This is a genomic window from Lelliottia sp. JS-SCA-14 (genome assembly GCF_035593345.1).
Lineage (GTDB): Bacteria > Pseudomonadota > Gammaproteobacteria > Enterobacterales > Enterobacteriaceae > Enterobacter > Enterobacter wanjuensis.
Map to the genome: position 1 here is coordinate 878,155 of NZ_CP141606.1, position 24,915 is coordinate 903,069.

At 54.2% G+C, this 24,915-nt stretch carries 23 protein-coding genes; 16 read left to right on the forward strand and 7 right to left on the reverse strand.

Annotated elements, in window-relative coordinates; all coding sequences use genetic code 11:
- The first annotated feature begins 25 nt into the window (after window positions 1–25).
- Complete coding sequence (erpA, locus tag U9O48_RS04115; RefSeq protein WP_100777570.1) at window positions 26–370, forward strand: iron-sulfur cluster insertion protein ErpA; 345 nt, start codon at window positions 26–28, stop codon at window positions 368–370.
- Window positions 371–458: 88 nt separating this feature from the next.
- Here the strand turns inward: erpA and U9O48_RS04120 are convergent, their stop codons facing one another.
- From U9O48_RS04120 to mtnN, 3 genes are read right to left on the reverse strand one after another with little or no spacing between them, the layout of a single operon-like run.
- Window positions 459–1,082, reverse strand: a complete 624-nt coding sequence (locus U9O48_RS04120) for a TRIC cation channel family protein (protein ID WP_282491699.1) — start codon at window positions 1,080–1,082, stop codon at window positions 459–461.
- A gap of 28 nt (window positions 1,083–1,110) precedes the next feature.
- Window positions 1,111–1,908 (reverse strand): vitamin B12 ABC transporter substrate-binding protein BtuF, encoded by a 798-nt coding sequence (gene btuF / locus U9O48_RS04125; protein WP_282491700.1) that lies wholly within the window; start codon window positions 1,906–1,908, stop codon window positions 1,111–1,113.
- Window positions 1,901–2,599, reverse strand: a complete 699-nt coding sequence (gene mtnN, locus U9O48_RS04130; protein ID WP_100777567.1) for a 5'-methylthioadenosine/S-adenosylhomocysteine nucleosidase — start codon at window positions 2,597–2,599, stop codon at window positions 1,901–1,903. The genes btuF and mtnN overlap by 8 nt, the downstream gene beginning before the upstream one ends.
- A gap of 82 nt (window positions 2,600–2,681) precedes the next feature.
- Between mtnN and dgt the strand changes: the two genes are divergently transcribed.
- The 3 genes from dgt to cdaR all read left to right on the forward strand — a co-directional run bounded on the left by dgt (window position 2,682) and on the right by cdaR (window position 7,086).
- Window positions 2,682–4,196 (forward strand): dGTPase, encoded by a 1,515-nt coding sequence (gene dgt / locus U9O48_RS04135; RefSeq protein ID WP_285150685.1) that lies wholly within the window; start codon window positions 2,682–2,684, stop codon window positions 4,194–4,196.
- A gap of 130 nt (window positions 4,197–4,326) precedes the next feature.
- Window positions 4,327–5,775 carry a serine endoprotease DegP gene (gene degP, locus U9O48_RS04140; RefSeq protein ID WP_285145963.1) on the forward strand — a complete coding sequence of 483 codons (1,449 nt, stop codon included), beginning with the start codon at window positions 4,327–4,329 and terminating at the stop codon, window positions 5,773–5,775.
- Window positions 5,776–5,928: 153 nt separating this feature from the next.
- Window positions 5,929–7,086: a DNA-binding transcriptional regulator CdaR gene (gene cdaR / locus U9O48_RS04145; RefSeq protein ID WP_012016110.1), complete on the forward strand. Its 1,158-nt coding sequence runs from the start codon at window positions 5,929–5,931 to the stop codon at window positions 7,084–7,086.
- Window positions 7,087–7,261: 175 nt separating this feature from the next.
- Here the strand turns inward: cdaR and U9O48_RS04150 are convergent, their stop codons facing one another.
- From U9O48_RS04150 to map, 4 genes are all read right to left on the reverse strand, one after another.
- Window positions 7,262–7,651 carry a DUF3461 family protein gene (locus tag U9O48_RS04150; RefSeq protein ID WP_100777563.1) on the reverse strand — a complete coding sequence of 130 codons (390 nt, stop codon included), beginning with the start codon at window positions 7,649–7,651 and terminating at the stop codon, window positions 7,262–7,264.
- 111 nt (window positions 7,652–7,762) lie between these two features.
- Window positions 7,763–8,587: a 2,3,4,5-tetrahydropyridine-2,6-dicarboxylate N-succinyltransferase gene (dapD, locus tag U9O48_RS04155; RefSeq protein WP_282491704.1), complete on the reverse strand. Its 825-nt coding sequence runs from the start codon at window positions 8,585–8,587 to the stop codon at window positions 7,763–7,765.
- Window positions 8,588–8,621: 34 nt separating this feature from the next.
- Window positions 8,622–11,297: a bifunctional uridylyltransferase/uridylyl-removing protein GlnD gene (gene glnD / locus U9O48_RS04160; RefSeq protein ID WP_282491705.1), complete on the reverse strand. Its 2,676-nt coding sequence runs from the start codon at window positions 11,295–11,297 to the stop codon at window positions 8,622–8,624.
- A gap of 64 nt (window positions 11,298–11,361) precedes the next feature.
- Window positions 11,362–12,156 carry a type I methionyl aminopeptidase gene (gene map / locus U9O48_RS04165; RefSeq protein WP_102104629.1) on the reverse strand — a complete coding sequence of 265 codons (795 nt, stop codon included), beginning with the start codon at window positions 12,154–12,156 and terminating at the stop codon, window positions 11,362–11,364.
- A gap of 322 nt (window positions 12,157–12,478) precedes the next feature.
- On the opposite strand from map, the gene rpsB reads away from it, so the two are divergent.
- From rpsB to fabZ, 12 genes are all read left to right on the forward strand, one after another.
- Window positions 12,479–13,204 (forward strand): 30S ribosomal protein S2, encoded by a 726-nt coding sequence (gene rpsB / locus U9O48_RS04170; RefSeq protein ID WP_282491706.1) that lies wholly within the window; start codon window positions 12,479–12,481, stop codon window positions 13,202–13,204.
- 119 nt (window positions 13,205–13,323) lie between these two features.
- Window positions 13,324–14,175, forward strand: coding sequence for a translation elongation factor Ts (gene tsf / locus U9O48_RS04175; RefSeq protein WP_282491707.1), 852 nt, complete (start codon window positions 13,324–13,326; stop codon window positions 14,173–14,175).
- Between the two features lie 149 nt (window positions 14,176–14,324).
- Window positions 14,325–15,050: a UMP kinase gene (gene pyrH, locus U9O48_RS04180; RefSeq protein ID WP_324723588.1), complete on the forward strand. Its 726-nt coding sequence runs from the start codon at window positions 14,325–14,327 to the stop codon at window positions 15,048–15,050.
- A 170-nt stretch (window positions 15,051–15,220) separates the two neighbouring features.
- Window positions 15,221–15,778, forward strand: coding sequence for a ribosome recycling factor (gene frr, locus U9O48_RS04185; protein WP_095280841.1), 558 nt, complete (start codon window positions 15,221–15,223; stop codon window positions 15,776–15,778).
- Between the two features lie 97 nt (window positions 15,779–15,875).
- Window positions 15,876–17,075 carry a 1-deoxy-D-xylulose-5-phosphate reductoisomerase gene (gene ispC, locus U9O48_RS04190; protein WP_285150686.1) on the forward strand — a complete coding sequence of 400 codons (1,200 nt, stop codon included), beginning with the start codon at window positions 15,876–15,878 and terminating at the stop codon, window positions 17,073–17,075.
- A gap of 184 nt (window positions 17,076–17,259) precedes the next feature.
- The gene (gene ispU, locus U9O48_RS04195) at window positions 17,260–18,018 is read left to right on the forward strand and encodes a (2E,6E)-farnesyl-diphosphate-specific ditrans,polycis-undecaprenyl-diphosphate synthase (RefSeq protein WP_282491709.1); all 759 of its coding nucleotides are present in this window, start codon (window positions 17,260–17,262) and stop codon (window positions 18,016–18,018) included.
- Between the two features lie 12 nt (window positions 18,019–18,030).
- Window positions 18,031–18,888, forward strand: a complete 858-nt coding sequence (cdsA, locus tag U9O48_RS04200) for a phosphatidate cytidylyltransferase (RefSeq protein WP_282491710.1) — start codon at window positions 18,031–18,033, stop codon at window positions 18,886–18,888.
- An 11-nt stretch (window positions 18,889–18,899) separates the two neighbouring features.
- Entirely contained in the window at window positions 18,900–20,258 is a 1,359-nt protein-coding gene (rseP, locus tag U9O48_RS04205) for a sigma E protease regulator RseP (RefSeq protein WP_282491711.1), read from the forward strand.
- 31 nt (window positions 20,259–20,289) lie between these two features.
- On the forward strand, window positions 20,290–22,707 hold the full coding sequence (gene bamA / locus U9O48_RS04210) for an outer membrane protein assembly factor BamA (RefSeq protein ID WP_282491712.1): 2,418 nt from the start codon (window positions 20,290–20,292) through the stop codon (window positions 22,705–22,707).
- A gap of 122 nt (window positions 22,708–22,829) precedes the next feature.
- Window positions 22,830–23,324 (forward strand): molecular chaperone Skp, encoded by a 495-nt coding sequence (skp, locus tag U9O48_RS04215; RefSeq protein ID WP_282491713.1) that lies wholly within the window; start codon window positions 22,830–22,832, stop codon window positions 23,322–23,324.
- 3 nt (window positions 23,325–23,327) lie between these two features.
- Entirely contained in the window at window positions 23,328–24,353 is a 1,026-nt protein-coding gene (gene lpxD / locus U9O48_RS04220; RefSeq protein WP_282491714.1) for a UDP-3-O-(3-hydroxymyristoyl)glucosamine N-acyltransferase, read from the forward strand.
- A 104-nt stretch (window positions 24,354–24,457) separates the two neighbouring features.
- Window positions 24,458–24,913, forward strand: a complete 456-nt coding sequence (fabZ, locus tag U9O48_RS04225) for a 3-hydroxyacyl-ACP dehydratase FabZ (protein WP_007373234.1) — start codon at window positions 24,458–24,460, stop codon at window positions 24,911–24,913.
- The last annotated feature ends 2 nt before the right edge of the window (window positions 24,914–24,915 follow it).

Sequence of the window (24,915 nt, forward strand, 5' to 3'; positions counted from 1 at the left end):
GTAGCAGTATTCATGGGAGCAAAAAATGAGTGATGACGTAGCGCTGCCGTTGCAGTTTACCGAAGCAGCAGCCATTAAAGTGAAAAGCCTGATTGCGGATGAAAATAATCCGGAGCTGAAACTGCGCGTATATATTACCGGCGGCGGTTGCAGCGGCTTCCAGTATGGTTTTACCTTCGACGATCAGATCAACGACGGAGATATGACGATTGAGAAGCAGGGCGTCGCGCTGGTCGTTGACCCGATGAGCCTGCAGTATCTGGTTGGCGGCGCGGTGGATTACACCGAAGGCCTGGAAGGCTCGCGCTTTGTGGTGACTAACCCGAACGCGAAAAGCACCTGCGGGTGTGGTTCTTCGTTCAGCATTTAATGCCGGATGCGCTGCGCTTATCCGGCCTACGGGTAAGTGCAGTTTGTAGGCCCGGTAAGCAACGCGCCACCGGGCAAATCAGCCTCTCTCAACGCCCATTCTCATCAAGGGCAAACGTCGGCAATTTCAGGTGCCAGCGAATGGCCGCCAGACGAATCACCAGCGTGACCACCATGCCGATCATCGCCGCGGTTTCCAGCTCAACGCCAAAGGTGTAGAACGCTGTCGCGTGGACAATGCCGCCGATGATACAGGCGGTGGCGTAGATTTCGGTGCGCAGAATCATCGGGATTTCGCGGGCCAGAATATCGCGGATGATCCCGCCGCCGACGCCGGTCAGGACGCCCATGCAAATCGCCACCAGCGGGCCAGTACCTGCCATAAAGGCTTTATTGACGCCGATGCCGACAAACACTGCCAGGCCGACGGCATCCAGCACCGGCAGGATCCATTTCGGTAAACGGCGCGGCTGGCGCACCAGCACGATCGTCAACAGACAGGTCACCATCGCCACCACCAGATCCGTGGGATCTCTGACCCAAAACACCGGGCCATGATCGAGGGCCATGTCGCGGATCGTTCCCCCGCCGACGGCCGTCACTACGCCGAGCACTAACACGCCAAACGGATCCATGCGCAGCTTGCCCGCAAGCAGAACGCCGGAGATAGCAAAAACGGCTGTGCCAAGGATATCCAGCCAATAAACGAGCATTTTTCAATCCTCAGACGATGAGGGTTAATTACTGGCCCTGCGCGAGGGCAGAGCAGAGTTGTTTTGCGGCGAGGATAATACGCGGGCTTGCGCGTTCAAACCAGTCACTGTGCAGGGCTATAACCGGAATTTTTAGCTGGCTTTGCCAGAATTGTTCAATTTTCGGAATCTCACTCGCATTCCCAATCACCACAATGGCCTGTGGCTGACGCGCCAGCACCTGTTCGCGGCTGACCTGCGGCCAGGGAACGCGGCTGGCGGCAAAGATATTTTCACCGCCGCACACCTCCAGAACCTGGTTCTGGATCGAACCTTTTCCGGTGGTAAACAGCGGCTGGCTGCCAAACTGCAGGAACACGCGCTTTTTATTTGGGGTGTCGTACTTCGCCTTGAGGGCAGCATAGTCGTTCAGCAGCTGCTGTGCGGCCTGTTCGGCCTTTTTCGGCGTTGGGCTCCAGGGGGCTAACTCGCGTAACGCCTGCGCGACTTGCTCAATGCTGATGGCATCGACCCACAGCACTTTGATGCCCAGTGAGGAGAGTTGATTGACCTGTCGCTCGGCATTCCCGCCGCGCCAGGCCAGCACCAGATCAGGCTTGAGCGCCACGATCCGCTCAAGGTTCATCCCCTGCCAGGTCGAGACCTCTTCAATCTTTTTCGCTTCGGGTGGGTAGTCGGAAAAGCTGCTGACGCCCACAGGGGTGATCCCGGCAGCAAAAGCCAGTTCCGTATTGGCGGGGGAGAGGGTAATGACTCGCGGTGCAGCGAAAAGCCACGCCGGGGCCAGCAAAAAGAGGGCGACCAGCGCCCTTGAAAACTTAGCCACGCGCCAGTTTCTGCACCAGGGTTTCAACCATGATGGTGGACTGTTTGGCGGCAACCGCCAGGAACTCGTCGAAGCTCAGGTGGGATTGCTGATCGGCTACGTCGGAGATGGCGCGAACCACCACAAACGGCACGCTGAAGTTATGGCACACGTGTGCAATCGCGGTCGCTTCCATTTCTACGGCAATCGCCTGCGGGAAGTTGTGGCGGATTTTCGCCAGGCCCACGGAGCCGTTGATAAAGGCGTCGCCGCTGACAATCAGGCCGCGTACGGCGTTCAGGTTCAGCTCGGCGATGCAGCTTTCTGCCGCAGCAATCAGCTTATCGTCGGCTTTAAAGCCTGCCGGACAGCCAGGCAGCTGGCCATACTCGTAACCGAATGCCGTCACATCGGCATCGTGATAGCGCGCTTCATCGGAGACCACGATATCGCCCACTTTCAGCGTAGGAGCCAGACCGCCAGCGGAACCGGTGTTGATGATCACATCCGGTTTACAGCGCTCAAGCAGCAGGGTCGCGCCCAGTGCTGCCGCCACTTTACCGATGCCTGATTTCAGCAGAGCGACGTCAGTCCCGTTCAGCTGGCCGGTGTAGATTTCACACCCACCCAGAGAGAGGGTCTGACAGTTCTCAATTTTGTCACGCAGGAGCGTAACTTCTTCTTCCATTGCACCAATAATGCCGATTTTCATAGATTTACTCGCGATGTGCCTTGTTAAGATGCATAGTCTATCATGCGCATCAGGGGAAACGCATTCTCAGGCGGGGGAGCTCATGGCACCAATCGATTTTCGCAATAAAATTAACTGGCATCGTCGTTTCCGTTCTCCGCAGGGAGAAAAGAGCGAGCACGAGATCCTGCGTATCTTCGAAAGCGATCGCGGGCGCATTGTGAACTCGCCGGCGATCCGCCGCCTGCAGCAAAAAACCCAGGTCTTCCCGCTGGAGCGCAATGCCGCCGTCCGCACGCGTCTGACCCATTCCATGGAAGTACAGCAGGTCGGGCGCTACATTGCCAAAGAGATTTTAAGCCGTCTGAAAGAGCAGCGTTTGCTGGAAACCTACGGTCTGGATGAACTCACCGGGCCGTTCGAAAGCATCGTCGAGATGGCCTGCCTGATGCACGACATCGGCAACCCGCCGTTCGGCCATTTCGGCGAGGCGGCGATCAACGACTGGTTCAAACAGAAACTTTTCCCGTCCGATGCGGCAAGTCAGCCCCTGAGCGAAGACCGCTGCATCTTCAGAGCCCTAAAACTGCGCGAAGGCGAAGAGGCCTTAAACGACCTGCGGCGCAAGGTGCGTCAGGATCTCTGCCAGTTCGAAGGCAATGCCCAGGGGATTCGTCTGGTGCACTCCCTGATGCGCATGAACCTGACGTGGGCGCAGGTGGGCTGCATTCTCAAATATACCCGCCCGGCGTGGTGGATGGGTGAACCGCCCGCGTCGCACAGCTATTTGATGAAAAAGCCCGGCTATTATTTGTCGGAAGAACGCTATATTGAAAGGCTGCGTAAAGAACTTTCACTGACCCCGCACGGGCGCTTTCCATTGACGTGGATTATGGAAGCCGCTGACGATATTTCCTATTGCGTGGCCGATCTGGAAGACGCCGTTGAGAAAAGAATATTTAGCGTCGAGGAGCTTTATCAGCATCTTTACGACGCCTGGGGCAAACATGAAAAAGGCTCGCTCTTTTCTCAGGTGGTCGAAAACGCGTGGGAAAAATCCCGTTCCAATTCATTGAGTCGCAGTACGGAAGATCAGTTCTTTATGTATTTGCGGGTCAATACCTTAAATAAACTGGTGCCCTACGCGGCGTCGCGTTTTATCGACAATTTACCGGCGATTTTTAGCGGTGAGTTTAATCATGCGCTGCTGGAAGATGACAGCGGGTTTAGCCAACTTCTTGAGTTGTATAAAGATGTCGCCATGCGCCACGTCTTCAGTCATCCGGATGTTGAACAGCTGGAATTACAGGGCTATCGGGTGATCAGCGGCCTGCTGGAAATCTATCGACCGCTGCTGCAATTATCTGTCGACGACTTTACCGAGCTGGTGGAAAAAGATCGCATCAAACGTTTGCCGATTGAAACGCGGTTGCTGCATAAACTCTCGACTCGTCATCGACTTGCCTACGTTGAAACGGTCAGTAAAATCGATCGCGAATCCGTGCAGTGGCCGGTTCTGGAATATTATTATCGCTGCCGTCTTATTCAGGACTATATCAGCGGCATGACCGATTTGTATGCCTGGGATGAATACCGCCGCCTGATGGCAGTGGAATAATGAATGAGTTTTGTAAAGACAAACAATAAATTTTTACTTTTTCCAAAAACTTAATCCCGGAACTTCGGGCTATAAAACGAATCTGACGTACACAGCAATTTTGCGTTATCTGTAAATCGAGATTGAGAACATGAAAAAAACCACATTAGCAATGAGTGCACTGGCTCTGAGTTTAGGTTTAGCGTTATCCCCTCTGACTGCAACCGCAGCGGAGACCGCATCGTCGGCCGCTACGGCGCAGCCGATGCCAAGCCTTGCCCCGATGCTCGAAAAAGTGATGCCATCGGTGGTGAGTATTAACGTTGAGGGGAGCACGACCGTTAATACACCGCGCATGCCGCGCAACTTCCAGCAGTTCTTCGGTGATAACTCACCGTTCTGCCAGGACGGTTCTCCGTTCCAGAGCTCCCCATTCTGTCAGGGTGGCGGCGCTGGTGATGACGCCCCAGGCGGCGGTAACGGCGGCGGCCAGCAGCAGAAATTCATGGCCCTGGGTTCAGGCGTGATCATTGATGCGGCGAAAGGCTATGTCGTGACTAACAACCACGTGGTCGACAACGCCAGCACCATCAAAGTGCAGCTGAGCGATGGCCGTAAATTTGATGCCAAAGTGGTGGGTAAAGATCCGCGCTCTGACATCGCCCTGATCCAGATTCAGGATCCGAAAAACCTGACGGCGATTAAACTGGCTGACTCCGATGCCCTGCGCGTTGGTGATTACACCGTCGCTATCGGTAACCCGTTTGGTCTGGGTGAAACCGTGACCTCCGGTATCGTTTCTGCGCTGGGTCGTAGCGGCCTGAACGCGGAAAACTACGAGAACTTTATCCAGACCGATGCGGCGATTAACCGCGGTAACTCCGGCGGCGCGCTGGTGAACCTGAACGGTGAACTGATCGGGATTAACACCGCGATCCTGGCACCGGACGGCGGCAACATCGGTATCGGCTTTGCGATCCCGAGTAACATGGTGAAAAACCTGACCGGTCAGATGGTTGAATTTGGCCAGGTGAAACGCGGCGAGCTGGGCATTCTGGGTACCGAACTGAACTCCGAGCTGGCAAAAGCGATGAAAGTGGACGCTCAGCGTGGCGCATTCGTCAGCCAGGTGATGCCGAACTCCTCTGCGGCGAAAGCCGGTATCAAGGCGGGTGACGTGATCACCACCCTGAACGGCAAGCCAATCAGCAGCTTTGCGGCGCTGCGTGCTGAAGTCGGCTCTATGCCGGTCGGCAGCAAAGTGTCCCTCGGCCTGCTGCGTGACGGCAAACCGGTGAACGTGAGCCTGGAGCTGCAGCAGAGCAGCCAGAATCAGGTCGACTCCAGCACCATCTTTAGCGGCATCGAAGGTGCGGATATGAGCAACAAAGGCGCAGATAAAGGCGTGGTGGTGAATGATGTTAAAGCCAGCTCCCCGGCAGCGCGTATCGGCCTGAAAAAAGGCGATGTGATTATCGGCGCGAACCAGCAGCCGGTGAAAAACATTGCTGAACTGCGCAAAATTCTCGACAGCAAACCAACGGTGCTGGCGCTGAATATCCAGCGTGGTGACACCAGCCTGTACCTGTTAATGCAGTAATCTCTCCAACCCCTGCCTGAGTGCAGGCAGGGGTTTCTTCGTTTCTGTGACCCTTTCCACAAGTCCATACTTCTCTCCCTGACTTTGTGCATCCGCACAATGCCACACCCTTTGAACTCCCCTATGCTTGAGCTCTGCTCACAGGAGGGGTACATGGCTGGCTGGCATCTCGATACCAAAATGGCGCAGGAAATCGTGGCACGAACCATGCGCATCATTGATACCAATATCAACGTGATGGATGCCCGTGGGCGAATCATCGGCAGCGGCGATCGTGAGCGCATTGGGGAATTGCACGAAGGCGCGCTTCTGGTGCTCTCCCAGGGGCGGGTGGTGGATATCGACGACGCAGTGGCACGGCACCTGCACGGCGTGCGTCAGGGGATCAACCTGCCGCTGCGCCTCGAAGGGGAGATCGTCGGCGTCATCGGTTTGACCGGTGAACCGGAATCCCTGCGCAAATACGGTGAACTGGTCTGTATGACCGCCGAGATGATGCTCGAGCAGTCGCGTCTGATGCACCTCCTGGCGCAGGACAGCCGTCTGCGCGAAGAGCTGGTGATGAACCTGATCCAGGCCGAAGAGCATACGCCTGCGCTGACGGAGTGGGCGCAGCGTCTGGGCATCGATCTCAATCAGCCGCGCGTGGTGGCGGTGATTGAAGTGGACAGCGGCCAGCTCGGCGTGGACAGCGCGATGGCGGAGCTGCAGCAGCTGCAAAATGCGCTGGCGACGCCGGAGCGCAATAACCTGGTGGCGATTGTGTCCCTGACCGAGATGGTGGTCCTGAAACCGGCGCTGAATCAGTTTGGCCGCTGGGATGCGGAAGATCATCGTCGTCGCGTTGAGCAGCTTATCGCGCGGATGAAAGAGAACGGCCAACTGCGTTTTCGCGTCGCCCTCGGCAACTATTTCACCGGGCCGGGCAGCATCGCCCGTTCCTGGCGCACGGCGCGCACCACCATGATGGTGGGGAAACAGCGGATGCCCGAAAGTAGGGGTTATTTCTATCAGGATCTAATGCTGCCCGTGCTGCTCGACAGTCTTCGCGGCGGCTGGCAGGCAAATGAGCTGGCGCGGCCATTGGTGCGTCTCAAGGCGATGGATAACAACGGGCTGCTGCGCCGGACGCTGCAGGCCTGGTTTCGCCATAACGTGCAGCCGCTGGCGACCTCGAAAGCGCTGTTTATTCATCGCAATACGCTGGAGTACCGGTTGAACCGGATTTCGGAGCTGACGGGGTTAGATCTGGGCAATTTCGATGACAGGCTGTTGCTGTATGTGGCGTTGCAGCTGGATGAGCAAAGGTGAGTCATTCATGCCTGGTGGCGTTGCGCTTACCGGGCCAACAAGGTCACCGCACCAGTGGCGGGATCGTAGGCCCGGTAAGCGCAGCGCCACCGGGCGTTTAACTGTACGAACCTCACCTTTGTGCCGGGTGGCGGCTTCGCCTTACCCGGCCTACAGGGAGGTCGCACCAGAGCATTTACTTTCCGCGCGTTAACTTCTCAAGATCCGATTCGATTTCGCTGATCTTGTTGGTCACAACACTTTCCAGATGACGCAGGTCATCCAGGATCTTACGTTTAAGATCGACTTCAGTGCGATCGCGCTGGCAGATCTGATCGAGTTCATCAATGACATAGCGGAGATTCGGGCTGATTTCCTGAACCTCTTTATACCCCTGGCCGACGCCATCGGCGACGACGGTTTTACGTTGACGCGGGTATTTGAACTTCACGCTCTTCGCGAAAAACTCTCCTTTGTCCTTGTGAAAATAGATTTTCAGAATATCGTTGTTCGCTTCCTGGCGGAGGCTGTAACGATCAATTTCATCAGGATTGGTAATGCCCAGACTTTTCAGATTATCGTACATAGCGGTACCCTTGAGCTCAACATAACCTATGAATAATTAACGAAAAAATCTATCTTCGCCACCATCAGATGTAAAAAAAGCGGGGTGGCCCCCGCTTTTTGTTATACCCGATTAATCGATGGTACGCAGCAGTTCGTTGATGCCGACTTTGCCGCGCGTTTTCGCATCGACTTTTTTCACGATAACCGCACAGTACAGGCTGTATTTGCCATCTTTCGACGGCAGGTTGCCGGAGACAACAACAGAACCCGCCGGTACGCGGCCATAATGCACTTCACCCGTTTCACGATCGTAAATGCGGGTGCTCTGACCGATGTAAACGCCCATGGAGATCACCGAGCCTTCTTCTACGATCACGCCTTCAACTACTTCTGAACGCGCACCGATGAAGCAGTTATCTTCGATGATGGTTGGGTTGGCCTGCAGTGGCTCAAGCACGCCACCGATGCCGACGCCGCCGGACAGGTGAACGTTTTTACCGATCTGCGCGCAAGAACCGACGGTTGCCCAGGTATCCACCATGGTGCCTTCGTCAACGTAGGCACCGATGTTCACGTATGAAGGCATCAGTACAGTGTTGCGTGCGATGTATGCACCCTGGCGAACGGCCGCAGGTGGAACCACGCGGAAACCTTCTTTCTGGAAACGCGCTTCGTCGTAATCAGCGAATTTCATCGGCACTTTATCGAAGTAGCGGCTTTCAGCTCCGTCGATAACCTGGTTATCGTTAATGCGGAAAGAGAGCAGCACGGCTTTCTTAAGCCACTGATGAGTTACCCACTGGCCGTCAATTTTTTCCGCGACACGCAGCGCGCCGGAATCAAGCAGAGAAATCACCTGATTCACCGCTTCGCGGGTGACGGTATCCACATTTGCCGGGGTAATTTCGGCGCGACGCTCAAAGGCGGACTCAATAACGTTCTGTAACTGCTGCATTGTTTTTACTCTTTCCATTTCACTAAAAAACACGTCACCCTTTATCGTTTGGATTGAGGGCTGCTGTCAACCGTTGTTGCACTTCAAGTTGCAGCTCATTATTAAGGGCACGCCGGTCGGCGGTGGCGATTATGAATAAATCTTCTACTCGCTCGCCAATGGTTGTAATTCTGGCCCCGTGCAGCGAAATTCCCAGATCCGCAAAAACCTGGCCGACCCGCGCCAGCAGGCCCGGCTGGTCCAAAGCAATCAGCTCGAGGAACGATTTGCGGTCCGTGTGCGTCGGCAGGAAATTGACCTCCGTATCGACGGTAAAGTGGCGCAATTTCGCCGGCTGGCGACGCGGCTGCGGCGGCTGCCAGCTGTGCTGGGTAATCGCCTGTTCCAGACCAAAACGAATGCCTTCGTGACGATCGGACGAGAGCGGGCTGCCGTCCGGCTCAAGCACGATAAAGGTATCCATCGCCATGCCGTCGCGGGTGGTAAAGATCTGCGCGTCGTGAACGCTCAGGTTGCGCCGGTCGAGTTCGGCGCAGACGGCGGCAAACAGATAGGCCCGATCCGGGCTCCAGATAAAGATTTCCGTGCCGCCGCGCGTGGCCTGCGGGCTCAGCAGGATCAGCGGTTTTTTCAGATCGTGCTTCAGCAGGTGCCGTGCGTGCCAGGCGAGCTGATTTGGGCTGTGACGCACGAAATAGTTGGCCCGACAGCGCGTCCAGATCTGGTGCAGCGCTTCCTCATCAATGTTATCCATCCGCAGCAGCGCCAGCGCCTGAAGCTGGTGGTGGCGCACGCGCTCGCGCATATCCGGCGTGTTTTGCATCCCGCGGCGCAGCTGTTTTTCGGTGGCGAAATAGAGCTCGCGCAACAGGCTCTGCTTCCAGCTGTTCCACAGGGTTTCGTTGGTGGCGCAGATATCCGCCACCGTCAGGCAGACCAGAAAACGCAGACGGTTTTCGGTTTGTACGATTTCGGCGAATTGCTTGATCACTTCCGGGTCCTGAATATCGCGACGCTGTGCGGTGACGGACATCAGCAGATGATGGCGCACCAGCCAGGCGACGAGTTGGGTTTCGCGGGAGTTCAGGCCGTGGAGTTCGGCGAATTTCAGCACGTCCTGGGCACCGAGCACCGAATGGTCGCCCCCGCGCCCTTTTGCGATATCGTGGAACAGCGCGGCGATCAGAATCAGTTCCGGGTGGCTCAGGCGCGGCCAGAGCTCAACGCACAGCGGGTGCTTTGAACGCGTCTCTTCTTTGGCAAAACTTTCCAGCTTCAGCATCACGCGAATGGTGTGTTCATCCACCGTGTAGGCGTGGAACAGGTCAAACTGCATCTGGCCGACGATGTGCGACCACTGGGGCATGTAGGCCCAGAGCACGCTGTGACGGTGCATCGGCAGCAGACCGCGGCTGACCGCGCCGGGGTGGCGCAACATGCTCAGGAATAGCGAGCGCGCTTCCGGTATATAGCACAGGGGCTGCGTCAGATGGCGACGCGCGTGGCGCAGATGGCGCAACGTGGTGGAGTAGATCCCGGTGATCGTGCTGTTGCGCACCATGGTGTAGAACATCCGCAGGATCGCTTCCGGCTCGCGGATAAACAGCGTTTCGTCGCGCAGATCGATCAGGGTGCCGCGCAGCTGGAATTCGTCATCGATCGGGCGCGGTTTTTCATCAGTGGTCAGCGCCAGGATCGCTTCGTCGAACAGCTGCAACAACATCTGGTTAAGCTCTGAGACACGGCGGGTGACGCGGAAGAAATCCTTCATCATCTGCTCGACCGGCTCGTTGCCTTCGCCGCTGTAGTTCAGGCGCTGGGCGACGCTGAGCTGACGGTCGAACAGCAGGCGGTTGTCGTAGCGGGTCACTTCCAGATGCAGGGCGAAGCGGATGCGCCACAGCAGATGCAGGCATTCGTTGAGCTCGTTGCGCTCGGCCTCGGTCAAAAAGCCAAAACCGACCATCTCATCCAGCGAGGTGGCGCCAAAATGGCGGCGCGCGACCCACTGCAACGTGTGAATATCCCGCAGGCCGCCGGGGCTGCTTTTGATATCGGGTTCGAGGTTGTAGCTGGTGCCGTGATAGCGCTGGTGGCGGATGTTTTGCTCTTCAACCTTGGCGGCGAAGAAACGCTCCGAAGGCCAGAAGCCGTCGCTGAAAATGTGTTTTTGCAGCTCGAGGAACAGGGCGACGTCGCCGATCAGCAGGCGTGTTTCGATCAGGTTGGTGGCGACGGTGAGATCCGACAGCCCTTCCAGCAGGCACTCTTCGAGAGTGCGCACGCTGTGGCCGACTTCAAGCTTCACATCCCACAGAAGCGTCAGCAGCTCACCAATTTTTTGTGCGTGCTCGTCGGGCAGTTTTTTGCGGCTCAGTACCAGCAGATCGATATCGGAGAGCGGGTGCAGTTCGCCGCGTCCGTATCCGCCGACGGCGACCAGCGCGACGTCGCTGATCTGGCCGAAACCGTAATCGATCCACAGACGTTGCAGCAGCTGATCGATAAATTCGGTGCGCGCTTCGATGAGCTCTTCCGCCGAAATGCCTTCGTCAAAGGCTTTCCCCAGCCAGCGCTGAAAAACGTCGATATGCGCTTTGATATCCGCCACCGTGAGATCGCGCTGCGGCCAGACGCCGGGGTTGTCCGGCTGGTCGGGCAGGGTGGGCAGAGCTGTGTTCGGATACTGTTCAGGTAAAAGGTTACTCATCTCGTGCGCCACCCATAAGTAAAAGCTATAGCCATTAAAAAAGCCGGCATTTGCCGGCTTCTTATTATTCGTTGTGCGAGAGTATCGCCGGGATGGTGTCATCCTTTCGCAACGTCATAATTTCGCAGCCGTTGTCTGTTACCACAATAGTATGCTCGTACTGCGCAGACAAGCTTCTGTCTTTGGTTTTTACCGTCCAGCCATCTTTCATGGTGCGGATGCGGTAGTCGCCGGAGTTCACCATCGGTTCGATGGTGAAGGTCATACCTTTCTGCAGCACCACGCCGCCGTCATCCGCATCGTAGTGCAGAACCTGCGGCTCTTCGTGGAAGACGCGACCAATGCCGTGCCCACAGTATTCGCGCACCACGGAGAAACCTTCCGCTTCGACGAATTTCTGGATCGCGGCACCAATGGTACGCAGACGGATGCCCGGCTTCACCATTTTCAGCGCCAGGTAGAGGCTCTCCTGGGTGATGCGGCACAGGCGCTCGCCGAGGATGGTCGGTTTGCCGACGATAAACATTTTGGAGGTATCGCCGTGATACTCGTCTTTGATGACGGTCACGTCGATGTTGACGATATCGCCATCTTTCAGCAGTTTCTCGTCGTCCGGAATACCGTGACACACCACTTCATTAATAGAGATGCAGACGGATTTCGGGAAACCGTGGTAGCCGAGGCAGGCGGAGACCGCGTGCTGCTCGTTGACAATATAGTCGTTACAAATGCGATCCAGCTCGCCGGTGCTGACGCCCGGTTTGATGTACGGCTCGATCATTTCCAGCACTTCAGCGGCCAGACGACCGGCGACGCGCATCTTTTCAATTTCTTCAGGGGTCTTAATAGAGATAGCCATGTAATCTGTCCATCGGTGTCGATTTTTTCGACAATACTAGTCTAAGTGTTGTCAATGGTACCAGTCTGGAGCGTTGCCTGCCAAATTGAGAATCATTAACAGCACACACCGCCAACAACTGTTGGTTTATGGTGGCGTTTTGTGGTATAAAGCGCGCCGGACTTCCGATCCATTTGTCATACACAAGATGGACCAGAAGCGACAACTCTCACATTGTGTAAATAACACACACGTATCGGCACATATTCCGGGGTGCCCTTCGGGGTCGGTAATATGGGATACGTGGAGGCATAACCCCAACATTTAAATAGAGGTTTTAAACATGGCAACTGTTTCCATGCGCGACATGCTCAAGGCTGGTGTTCACTTCGGTCACCAGACCCGTTACTGGAACCCGAAAATGAAGCCTTTCATCTTCGGCGCGCGTAACAAAGTTCACATCATCAACCTTGAGAAAACTGTACCAATGTTCAACGAAGCCCTGGCTGAGCTGAGCAAGATCTCTTCCCGTAAAGGTAAGATTCTGTTTGTTGGTACTAAACGCGCTGCAAGCGAAGCTGTGAAAGAAGCTGCAAACAGCTGCGATCAGTTCTTCGTGAACCATCGCTGGTTGGGCGGCATGCTGACCAACTGGAAAACTGTTCGTCAGTCCATCAAGCGCCTGAAAGATCTGGAAACCCAGTCTCAGGACGGTACTTTCGATAAGCTGACCAAGAAAGAAGCGCTGATGCGTACTCGTGAGCTGGACAAGCTGGAAAACAGCCTGGGCGGCATCAAAGACATGGGCGGTCTGCCAGACGCTCTGTTCGTTATCGACGCTGATCACGAGCACATCGCTATCAAAGAAGCGAACAACCTGGGTATCCCGGTATTCTCTATCGTTGATACCAACTCCGATCCGGACGGTGTTGACTTCGTTATCCCGGGTAACGACGATGCAATCCGTGCAGTTACACTGTACCTGAGCGCTGTTGCAGCTACCGTTCGTGAAGGCCGTTCCCAGGATCTGGCTTCTCAGGCGGAAGAAAGCTTCGTAGAAGCTGAATAATAAGGTCCTCCCTTATTTAGTACCGTGTATAAATAGGGGCCTCTATCTGGCCCCTTTTTCACTTTTAAGACTGTCTGGTTTCTTAAGCCGGGCAGGACATCTCTCCCGAGGATTAAAGAATGGCTGAAATTACCGCATCCCTGGTAAAAGAGCTGCGCGAGCGTACTGGCGCAGGCATGATGGATTGCAAAAAAGCGCTGACTGAAGCGAACGGCGACATCGAGCTGGCAATCGAAAACATGCGTAAATCCGGCGCAATCAAAGCGGCGAAAAAAGCAGGTAACGTTGCAGCTGACGGCGTGATCATCACCAAAATCGACGGCACCTACGGCATCATTCTGGAAGTTAACTGCCAGACTGACTTCGTGGCTAAAGACGGCGGTTTCCAGGCTTTCGCTAACAAAGTACTGGACGCAGCTGTTGCTGGCAAAATCACTGACGTTGACGTTCTGAAAGCACAGTTCGAAGAAGAACGTGTTGCTCTGGTTGCTAAAATCGGTGAGAACATCAACATCCGTCGTGTTGCTGCACTGGAAGGCGAAGTTCTGGGTTCATACCAGCACGGCGCTCGTATCGGTGTACTGGTTGCTGCTAAAGGCGCTGACGAAGAGCTGGTTAAACAGCTGGCTATGCACATCGCTGCAAGCAAACCAGAATTCGTTAAACCAGAAGACGTGTCTGCTGAAGTGGTAGAAAAAGAGTACCAGGTTCAGCTGGACATCGCTATGCAGTCTGGCAAGCCGAAAGAAATCGCAGAGAAAATGGTTGAAGGCCGCATGAAGAAATTCACCGGCGAAGTTTCTCTGACTGGCCAGCCTTTCGTTATGGATCCAAGCAAGTCTGTTGCTCAGCTGCTGAAAGAGCACAACGCTGACGTGACTGGCTTCATCCGCTTCGAAGTGGGCGAAGGCATCGAGAAAGTTGAAACTGACTTCGCAGCAGAAGTTGCTGCAATGTCCAAGCAGTCTTAATGATTGCGAAGGAGCCGCCTGAGGGCGGCTTCTTTTTGCCCCTCGTGTGTAAATCAGACAGACTCCGCTAGTTTCTGTGCTGATATGCGACATACAATGTCGCCAGAATTAACCCCCATCTTAATCGTTGACAGTCTCAGGAAAGAAACATGGCTACCAATGCAAAACCCGTGTACAAACGCATTCTGCTTAAGCTGAGTGGCGAAGCACTGCAGGGAACGGAAGGCTTCGGTATTGACGCAAGCATTCTCGACCGCATGGCACAGGAAATCAAAGAACTGGTTGAACTGGGTATCCAGGTTGGCGTAGTTATTGGCGGCGGCAACCTTTTCCGTGGCGCTGGTCTGGCGAAAGCGGGTATGAACCGCGTTGTGGGCGACCACATGGGTATGCTGGCAACCGTGATGAATGGCCTGGCGATGCGTGATGCGCTTCACCGTGCCTATGTGAACGCCCGCCTGATGTCCGCTATTCCCCTGAATGGCGTGTGTGATAACTACAGCTGGGCAGAGGCGATCAGCCTGCTGCGCAATAACCGCGTGGTGATCCTCTCCGCCGGTACCGGTAACCCGTTCTTTACCACCGACTCCGCTGCCTGCCTGCGCGGGATCGAAATCGAAGCTGACGTGGTGCTGAAAGCGACCAAAGTTGACGGCGTGTTTACTGCCGATCCGGCATCCGATCCTACCGCCACGATGTACGATCAGCTGAGCTACAACGAAGTGCTGGATAAAGAGCTGAAAGTGATGGATCTTGCCGCCTTCACGCTGGCTCGTGACCACAAATTACCGATTCGTGTTTTCAACATGAATAAGCCTGGTGCACTGCGTCGCGTAGTGATGGGCGAAAAAGAAGGCACTTTAATCACGGAATAATTTCCGTTGACGACAAATACAGGTAAGATTCCGCATTACTTTTGTAGTGGGTTTGTTACCTGGACGCGCCTTTGGCGTTGTCATGAATTAAACGCGACTATACTTAGCACACCCATAGCGGCTGTGCTGGCGGATAGTCTGCCTGAGACTAGTGTTCAAGGATTCGTAACGTGATTAACGACATCAGAAAAGATGCTGAAACACGCATGGAAAAATGCGTAGAAGCGTTCAAAAACCAAATCAGCAAAGTGCGTACTGGTCGTGCTTCCCCAAGCCTGCTGGATGGCATTGTAGTGGAATACTACGGTACGCCAACTCCGCTGCGTCAGCTGGCGAGCGTAACGGTAGAAGACACCCGTACCCTGAAAATCAACGTTTTCGATCGTTCATTGGGCCCGGCTGTAGAAAAAGCGATCATGGCTTCTGACCTGGGTCTGAACCCAAGCTCTGCGGGCACTGACATCCGCGTTCCACTGCCTCCGCTGACGGAAGAGCGTCGTAAAGAGCTGATCAAAGTGGTGCGTGGTGAAGCTGAAGGCGCTCGCGTTGCTGTGCGTAACGTGCGTCGTGATGCGAACGACAAAGTGAAAGCGCTGCTGAAAGAGAAAGAAATCAGCGAAGACGACGATCGTCGCTCCCAGGACGACGTGCAGAAAATGACTGACGCAGCGATCAAGAAAGTTGACGCGGCGCTGGCAGATAAAGAAGCGGAACTGATGCAGTTCTGATTTCTGACGTCATCTGATAAAACGCCGTTCAGAAAGTCCTGTGACTTTGCTGGCGGCGTTTTGCTTTTATATGGTCTAACTTTCTTCCGGGCATCTCATGAAGCATTTAACTCTCCTCGGCTCGACCGGCTCTATCGGTTGCAGCACTCTCGACGTTGTTCGTCATAACCCTGAACAGTACACGGTTACTGCCCTTGTGGCCGGAAAGAACGTGCAGCGCATGGTTGAGCAATGTCTCGAGTTTACTCCCCGCTATGCGGTGATGGATGACGAGGAAAGTGCTCGCCAGGTCAAAACATTGCTGGCAGAGAATGGCAGCCGTACGAAAGTTCTGAGCGGACAGCAGGCCGCCTGTGACATGGCCGCGTTAAGCGAAGTGGACCTGGTGATGGCGGCTATCGTTGGTGCTGCCGGTCTACTGCCAACCCTTGCGGCCATTGATGCCGGTAAGACCGTACTGCTGGCCAACAAAGAGTCGCTGGTGACCTGCGGACGTCTGTTTATGGACGCGGTGAAAGCGCGAGGTGCGCGCCTTTTGCCGGTAGATAGCGAACATAACGCGATTTTTCAGAGTTTACCGCAACCTTTTCAACAGGACCTGGGGTACGCTTCCCTTGAGCAGAATGGCGTAGTATCGATTCTGCTTACGGGGTCTGGTGGCCCATTCCGTGAAACGCCGCTGTCTGAACTGGCCTCGATGACGCCCGATCAGGCCTGTCGGCATCCGAACTGGTCGATGGGACGTAAAATCTCCGTCGATTCCGCCACTATGATGAACAAAGGTCTGGAATACATTGAAGCTCGCTGGTTATTTAATGCGTCAGCGAAACAGATGGAAGTGCTGATCCACCCGCAGTCGGTGATTCATTCCATGGTGCGATATCAGGACGGCAGCGTGCTGGCGCAACTGGGCGAACCGGATATGCGCACGCCAATCGCCCATTCGATGGCGTGGCCTAACCGTGTGATCTCCGGGGCAAAGCCGCTCGATTTTTGCAAAATCAGCTCACTGACTTTCAGCGAACCTGACTATGATCGTTACCCTTGTCTGAAACTGGCGATGAACGCCTTCGATCAGGGGCAAGCCGCAACGACGGCGCTCAATGCCGCAAACGAAATTACCGTTGAGGCATTTTTGAATCAGCACATCCGCTTTACGGATATCGCGGCACTTAATCTGTCGGTACTTGAAGCGATGGATCTGCGTGAACCGCAGAGCGTGGAAGAAGTGCTGGCAGTTGATGCTGCAGCGCGCATCGTTGCACGCGAACAAGTGACGCGCCTCGCAAGCAGGTGATAATCCACCTGCTACAGGTCGTGCTATTTGTTAGCGTTGGGCTTCAGTGATATAGTCTGCGCCACCTGATTGCGGGTATTAGACGTTGAGCGGTCAGGTAAGCCGTGGTTTACACGGCTTTTTTGTGGAAAGGCTTCAGTATTCCTGAGTACCGTTAAATCCTTTCAGGGACTAAAAACGCGTTATGTTGTCTGCGAATCAACCAATAAGCGAAAACTTGCCAGCTCATGGCTGTCGCCATGTAGCAATCATCATGGATGGCAACGGCCGCTGGGCGAAAAGACAAGGGAAGATACGAGCCTTTGGGCATAAAGCTGGGGCGAAGTCTGTTCGCCGCGCCGTTTCTTTTGCCGCCAATAACGGCATTGATGCGTTAACGCTCTATGCTTTCAGCAGTGAAAACTGGAATCGGCCGCCGCAGGAAGTGACGGCGTTGATGGAATTGTTTGTGTGGGCGCTCGACAGCGAAGTAAAAAGCCTGCACCGCCACAACGTTCGCCTGCGCATTATCGGCGATACCAGTCGTTTCAACTCACGTCTGCAGGAACGCATTCGTAAAGCGGAAGCGGTGACCGAAAATAATACCGGTCTGACGCTCAATATCGCGGCGAATTACGGCGGACGTTGGGACATTATACAGGGTGTTCGGCATTTGGCCGAACAGGTTCAGGAAGGGCTGTTAACACCCGACCAAATTGATGAAGAGGCGCTGGGTCAGCAAATCTGCATGAACGAACTGGCACCTGTGGATTTGGTTATTAGGACAGGGGGAGAACATCGAATCAGTAACTTTTTGCTTTGGCAAATTGCCTATGCCGAACTTTACTTTACGGATGTTCTTTGGCCCGATTTTGATGAACAAGACTTTGAAGGTGCGCTGAATGCCTTTGCCAATCGTGAGCGTCGCTTCGGCGGCACGGAGCCGGGCACCGAAAAAGTCTGATGGGGGTAGCTTTTGCTGAAGTATCGCCTGATTTCCGCTTTTGTATTAATACCCATCGTTATCGCGGCGCTGTTTTTACTGCCGCCGGTGGGATTTGCCATTGTCACGCTGGTGGTGTGTATGCTCGCCGCGTGGGAGTGGGGGCAGCTTAGCGGCTTTACTTCGCGCACTCAGCGGGTATGGCTGGCGGTACTCTGTGGCCTGTTACTGGCGCTGATGCTGTTTATGTTGCCTGAATATCATCACGATATTCATCAACCGCTGATCGAGGGTTCCCTGTGGGCTTCCCTGGGCTGGTGGGTTGCCGCGCTGCTGCTGGTGCTTTTCTATCCCGGTTCGGCAGCGTTCTGGCGCAACTCTAAAACGTGGCGTCTGATTTTCGGCCTGCTCACAATTGTTCCTTTTTTCTGGGGTATGATCGTGCTGCGCGTCTGGCACTACGACGACAACCACTACAGCGGCTCTCTGTGGCTGCTGTATGTGATGATTCTCGTCTGGGGTGCTGACTCCGGGGCCTATATGTTTGGTAAACTGTTTGGCAAACATAAACTGGCGCCGAAAGTGTCGCCTGGCAAAACCTGGCAGGGGTTCATCGGCGGTCTGTTTACAGCTGCAATTATCTCCTGGGGATATGGCGTATGGGCGAATCTTGACGTCGCACCGTCTACGCTGCTGATCTGCTCTATCTTTGCTGCGCTGGCGTCGGTTCTTGGCGATTTGACCGAGAGTATGTTCAAGCGTGAAGCAGGGATCAAAGACAGCGGCCACCTTATCCCAGGACATGGTGGAATACTGGATCGCATCGATAGCCTGACGGCTGCGGTACCGGTCTTTGCATGCCTGCTGCTGCTGGTATTTGGCACGATTTAACGGAAGGTTTTATGCTGAGCATCCTATGGAATCTGGCGGCGTTCATTGTTGCACTTGGTGTGCTTATCACTGTGCACGAATTTGGCCATTTCTGGGTTGCCCGGCGCTGCGGAGTGCGGGTCGAACGTTTCTCGATTGGCTTCGGTAAATCCCTTTGGCGTCGCACTGACCGCCACGGTACCGAGTTTGTCATTGCGCTGATCCCGCTCGGCGGCTACGTCAAAATGCTCGATGAGCGCGTAGAGCCTGTCGCACCCGAAATGCGACACTACGCGTTCAACAACAAAACTGTCGGCCAGCGTGCCGCCATCATAGCTGCCGGTCCGGTGGCGAATTTCATCTTTGCCGTTTTCGCTTACTGGCTGGTGTTTATCATCGGTGTCCCTGGTGTTCGTCCGGTTGTTGGTGAAATAACCGCCAACTCCGTCGCCGCATCTGCGCAAATTGCGCCGGGCATGGAACTTAAAGCGATCGATGGTATCGAAACCCCTGATTGGGATGCCGTTAGGCTGCAACTGGTGTCGAAAATTGGCGATGACCAGACCACCATCACGGTTTCTCCGTTTGGTGCCAGTCAGAGTCAACGTCAGGACAAAGTGCTCGATTTGCGTCACTGGACCTTTGAACCTGACAAAGAAGATCCGGTTGCGGCATTAGGCATTCGCCCACGCGGTGCGCAGATTGAACCGGTGTTAGCGGAAGTCCAGGCAGATTCGGCAGCCAGTAAAGCAGGTTTGCAAGCGGGCGACAGGATCGTTAAAGTCGATGGTCAGCCGTTAACACAATGGATGACCTTTGTTATTCTGGTGCGCGATAATCCGGGCACACCGCTGGCAGTAGAAATCGAACGACAGGGGAGTCCGCTCTCTCTGACGCTCATCCCGGATACTAAACCGGGTGGTGGTAAGGCAGAAGGATTTGCGGGCGTCGTGCCAAAAGTGATCCCGCTGCCAGATGAGTACAAGACAATACGCCAGTATGGGCCGTTCAGCGCCATCCTTGAAGCCACGGATAAAACATGGCAACTGATGAAGCTGACGGTCAACATGTTGGGGAAATTGATAACCGGTGACGTAAAACTGAACAACCTCAGTGGGCCGATTTCTATCGCTCAAGGGGCTGGGATGTCAGCGGAATTCGGGGTGATTTACTATCTCATGTTTCTCGCGCTCATTAGCGTGAACCTCGGGATAATCAACCTGTTCCCGCTTCCCGTTTTAGACGGGGGGCATCTGCTGTTTTTAGCGATTGAAAAGCTAAAAGGTGGACCGGTATCCGAGCGAGTTCAAGACTTTAGTTATCGCATTGGCTCGATACTGCTAGTGCTGTTAATGGGGCTTGCGCTTTTCAATGATTTCTCTCGGTTGTAAGAGAGATAGTTAGGAAGAATGCATAATAACGATGGCGATGAAAAAGTTGCTCATAGCGTCGCTGCTGTTTAGCAGCGCAACCGTATACGGTGCTGAAGGTTTCGTAGTGAAGGATATTCATTTCGAAGGTCTTCAGCGTGTCGCCGTCGGTGCGGCCCTCCTCAGTATGCCAGTTCGCCAGGGCGACACGGTTAATGATGAAGATATCAGTAATACCATTCGTGCACTGTTTGCCACTGGCAACTTTGAGGACGTTCGCGTCCTGCGCGATGGTGATACGCTGCTGGTTCAGGTGAAAGAACGCCCGACGATCGCCAGTATCACTTTCTCCGGAAACAAATCGGTGAAAGACGATATGCTCAAGCAAAACCTTGAAGCATCTGGTGTTCGTGTCGGTGAATCTCTGGACCGCACCACCCTGTCCGACATCGAAAAAGGACTGGAAGATTTCTACTACAGCGTCGGTAAATACAGCGCGAGCGTCAAAGCCGTTGTCACCCCGCTGCCGCGTAACCGCGTCGACCTGAAGCTCGTCTTCCAGGAAGGCGTCTCTGCGAAGATCCAGCAGATCAACATCGTGGGCAACCACGCGTTCAGTACGGACGAGCTGATCTCTACCTTCCAGCTGCGCGATGAAGTGCCATGGTGGAACGTGGTCGGCGATCGTAAATACCAGAAACAGAAACTGGCGGGCGATCTCGAAACCCTGCGTAGCTACTACCTGGATCGCGGTTACGCCCGTTTCAACATTGATTCGACTCAGGTCAGTCTGACTCCGGACAAGAAAGGGATCTACATTACGGTTAACATCACTGAAGGCGATCAGTACAAGCTTTCTGGTGTTGAAGTCAGTGGAAACCTGGCGGGTCACTCCGCTGAGATCGAGAGCCTGACTAAGCTCCAGCCGGGCGAACTGTATAGCGGCGCGAAAGTGACCAAAATGGAAGACGGCATTAAAAAGCTGCTCGGCCGTTATGGTTATGCTTACCCGCGCGTACAGACTCAGCCTGAAATCAATGACACGGATAAAACCGTGAAACTCCACGTGAACGTCGATGCGGGCAACCGTTTCTACGTGCGTAAGATTCGCTTTGAAGGTAACGATACCTCCAAAGATTCCGTACTGCGTCGCGAAATGCGCCAGATGGAAGGCGCATGGCTGGGCAGCGATCTCGTTGACCAGGGTAAAGAGCGTCTGAACCGTCTGGGTTACTTCGAAACGGTTGATACGGATACACAGCGTGTATCAGGCAGTCCGGACCAGGTAGACGTCGTTTACAAGGTGAAAGAACGTAACACCGGTAGCTTTAACTTCGGTGTGGGCTACGGCACAGAAAGTGGCGTGAGCTTCCAGGTCGGCGTTCAGCAGGATAACTGGTTGGGTACGGGTTATTCTGTGGGTATCAACGGTACCAAGAACGACTACCAGACCTATTCCGAGTTCTCTGTTACCAACCCATACTTCACCGTTGACGGTGTGAGTCTGGGCGGTCGTATTTTCTATAACGACTTTAAAGCAGACGATGCGGACCTGTCCTCATACACCAACAAAAGTTATGGTGTTGATGGCACGCTGGGCTTCCCGATTAACGAATACAACACCCTGCGTGCTGGCTTAGGTTACGTGCATAACGACCTGTCCAATATGCAACCGCAGGTGGCGATGTGGCGTTATCTGGACTCCATCGGGCAGAAGGCAAGCACCTCCAGCGATAACAACGGTTTCGCTGCAGATGACTTCACCTTTAACTATGGCTGGACGTATAACCGTCTTGACCGTGGTTTCTTCCCGACAGAAGGTTCTCGCGTCAACCTGAACGGTAAAGTGACCGTTCCGGGTTCTGATAACGAGTTCTATAAGCTGACGCTGGATACCGCGTCTTACTTCCCAATTGATGACGATCACAAGTGGGTCGTTCTGGGTCGTACACGTTGGGGTTACGGCGATGGCTTAGGTGGCAAAGAGCTGCCATTCTATGAGAACTTCTATGCCGGTGGTTCCAGCACCGTCCGTGGCTTCCAGTCCAATAACATTGGTCCGAAAGCGGTGTACTACGGCGGTAACGATACAGATAACTGTGATAAAAAATCCTCGTCAGAAGTGTGTAGTTCTAATGACGCGGTAGGTGGTAACGCCATGGGTGTCGCCAGCCTGGAATTCATCACGCCTACGCCATTCATCAGCGACAAGTATGCGAACTCCGTGCGTACTTCGTTCTTCTGGGATGCGGGTACCGTGTGGGATACCAACTGGGAGAACACCGCTCAGATGAAAGCCGCTGGTGTGCCGGATTATAGCGATCCGAGCAACATTCGCATGTCTGCGGGTATCGCATTACAATGGATGTCACCGTTGGGGCCGTTGGTCTTCTCCTACGCCCAGCCGTTTAAGAAATACGATGGAGACAAAGCGGAGCAGTTCCAGTTTAACATTGGTAAAACCTGGTAATAATCCGCTGCAATGGAATGCGTTGGCAGTGTAGCGCTGACAACCGGCGATCGCACAGACGATCGCCTTGCCACGCAAAGAACGGTACCTTCGGGTACCAATGGGATGGTAAGGAGTTTATTGTGAAAAAGTGGTTATTAGCTGCAGGTCTGGGTTTGGCAATGGTGACTTCTGCTCAGGCAGCGGACAAAATTGCAATCGTCAACATGGGTAATCTTTTCCAGCAGGTAGCCCAGAAAACGGGTGTTTCCGCGACTCTGGAAAACGAATTCAAAGGCCGTGCTGGCGAACTGCAGGGTATGGAAAACGACCTTCAGTCCAAAATGCAGCGTCTGCAGCGTGATGGTTCTACCATGAAAGCTGCCGATCGTAGCAAGCTGGAAAAAGACGTAATGGCACAGCGTCAGACTTTCTCTCAGAAAGCACAGGCTTTCGAGCAGGATCGTCAGCGTCGTTCTAACGAAGAACGTGGCAAACTGGTTACCCGTATCCAGTCTGCTGTGAAAGCAGTTGCAGCCGATCAGAACATCGATCTGGTTGTTGATGCAAATGCCGTTGCTTTCAACAGTGGCGATGTGAAAGACATCACTGCTGATGTACTGAAACAGGTTAAATAAGTAATGCCTTCAATTCGACTGGCTGATCTCGCTCAGCAGTTGGATGCAGAATTACACGGTGATGGCGATATCGTCATCACCGCTGTTGCGTCCATGCAATCTGCTAAAGCAGGCACAATTACGTTCATGGTAAGCCCGAAGTACCGTGAGCACCTGGCTCAATGCCAGGCGTCTGCTGTCGTTCTGACGCAGGACGACCTTCCGTTTGCCACCTCTAGCGCGCTGGTAGTGAAAAATCCCTACCTGACTTACGCGCGTATGGCTCAAATTCTTGATACCACGCCGCAGCCGGCGCAGAACATTGCTGCCAGTGCAGTGATTGATCCTTCGGCTAAGCTGGGTAACAACGTTTCAATCGGCGCGAATGCCGTTATCGAATCCGATGTGGTTCTCGGTGATAACGTGGTGATTGGCGCGGGCTGTTTCGTTGGTAAACACACGAAAATTGGTGCTGGCTCCCGTTTGTGGGCCAATGTCACCGTTTACCATGAGATCGAAATTGGCGAAAACTGCCTGATTCAGTCCAGTACCGTGATCGGTTCGGACGGGTTCGGCTATGCTAACGATCGGGGTAACTGGATTAAGATCCCTCAGCTCGGCCGCGTGATTATCGGCGATCGCGTTGAGATCGGTGCATGCACAACCATTGACCGCGGTGCGCTCGACGACACCATTATTGGCAATGGTGTTATCATTGATAACCAATGTCAGATTGCGCATAACGTTGTGATTGGCGACAATACGGCAGTTGCAGGTGGCGTAATCATGGCAGGCAGCCTGAAAATTGGTCGTTACTGCATGATCGGTGGTGCCAGCGTAATCAACGGGCATATGGAAATATGCGACAAGGTTACGGTGACAGGCATGGGTATGGTGATGCGTCCTATCACTGAACCGGGTGTCTACTCCTCCGGCATTCCGCTGCAACCGAATAAGATGTGGCGTAAAACCGCAGCTCTGGTGATGAATATTGATGATATGAGCAAGCGCCTCAAAGCTATTGAGCGCAAAATCGATCAACAAGACTAAAGGTTCATCCCTATAACGCTAAATTTCCCGGCCTGTCGGCTTTCTTCTAAACCGGCAGGCCGTGTTATTATTGCTATTCAGTAAATTTTGACAGGAAGAGTATTTTGACTACCGACACTCATACTCTGCATATTGAAGAGATTTTAGAGCTTCTGCCGCACCGCTACCCGTTTTTGCTGGTAGATCGTGTGCTGGATTTTGAAGAAGGTCGTTTTCTGCGCGCAGTGAAAAATGTCTCTGTAAATGAGCCATTCTTCCAGGGACACTTCCCTGGCAAACCTATCTTCCCGGGTGTGTTGATCCTGGAAGCGATGGCTCAGGCTACCGGTATTCTGGCGTTTAAAAGCGTCGGTAAACTGGAGCCAGGTGAGCTGTATTACTTCGCAGGTATCGACGAAGCGCGCTTTAAGCGTCCCGTCGTGCCTGGTGATCAGATGATCATGGAAGTGACTTTTGAGAAAACGCGCCGTGGCCTGACGCGCTTCAAAGGCGTTGCGCTGGTTGACGGCAAAGTTGTTTGCGAAGCGACCATGATGTGTGCGCGTAGCCGGGAGGCCTGATA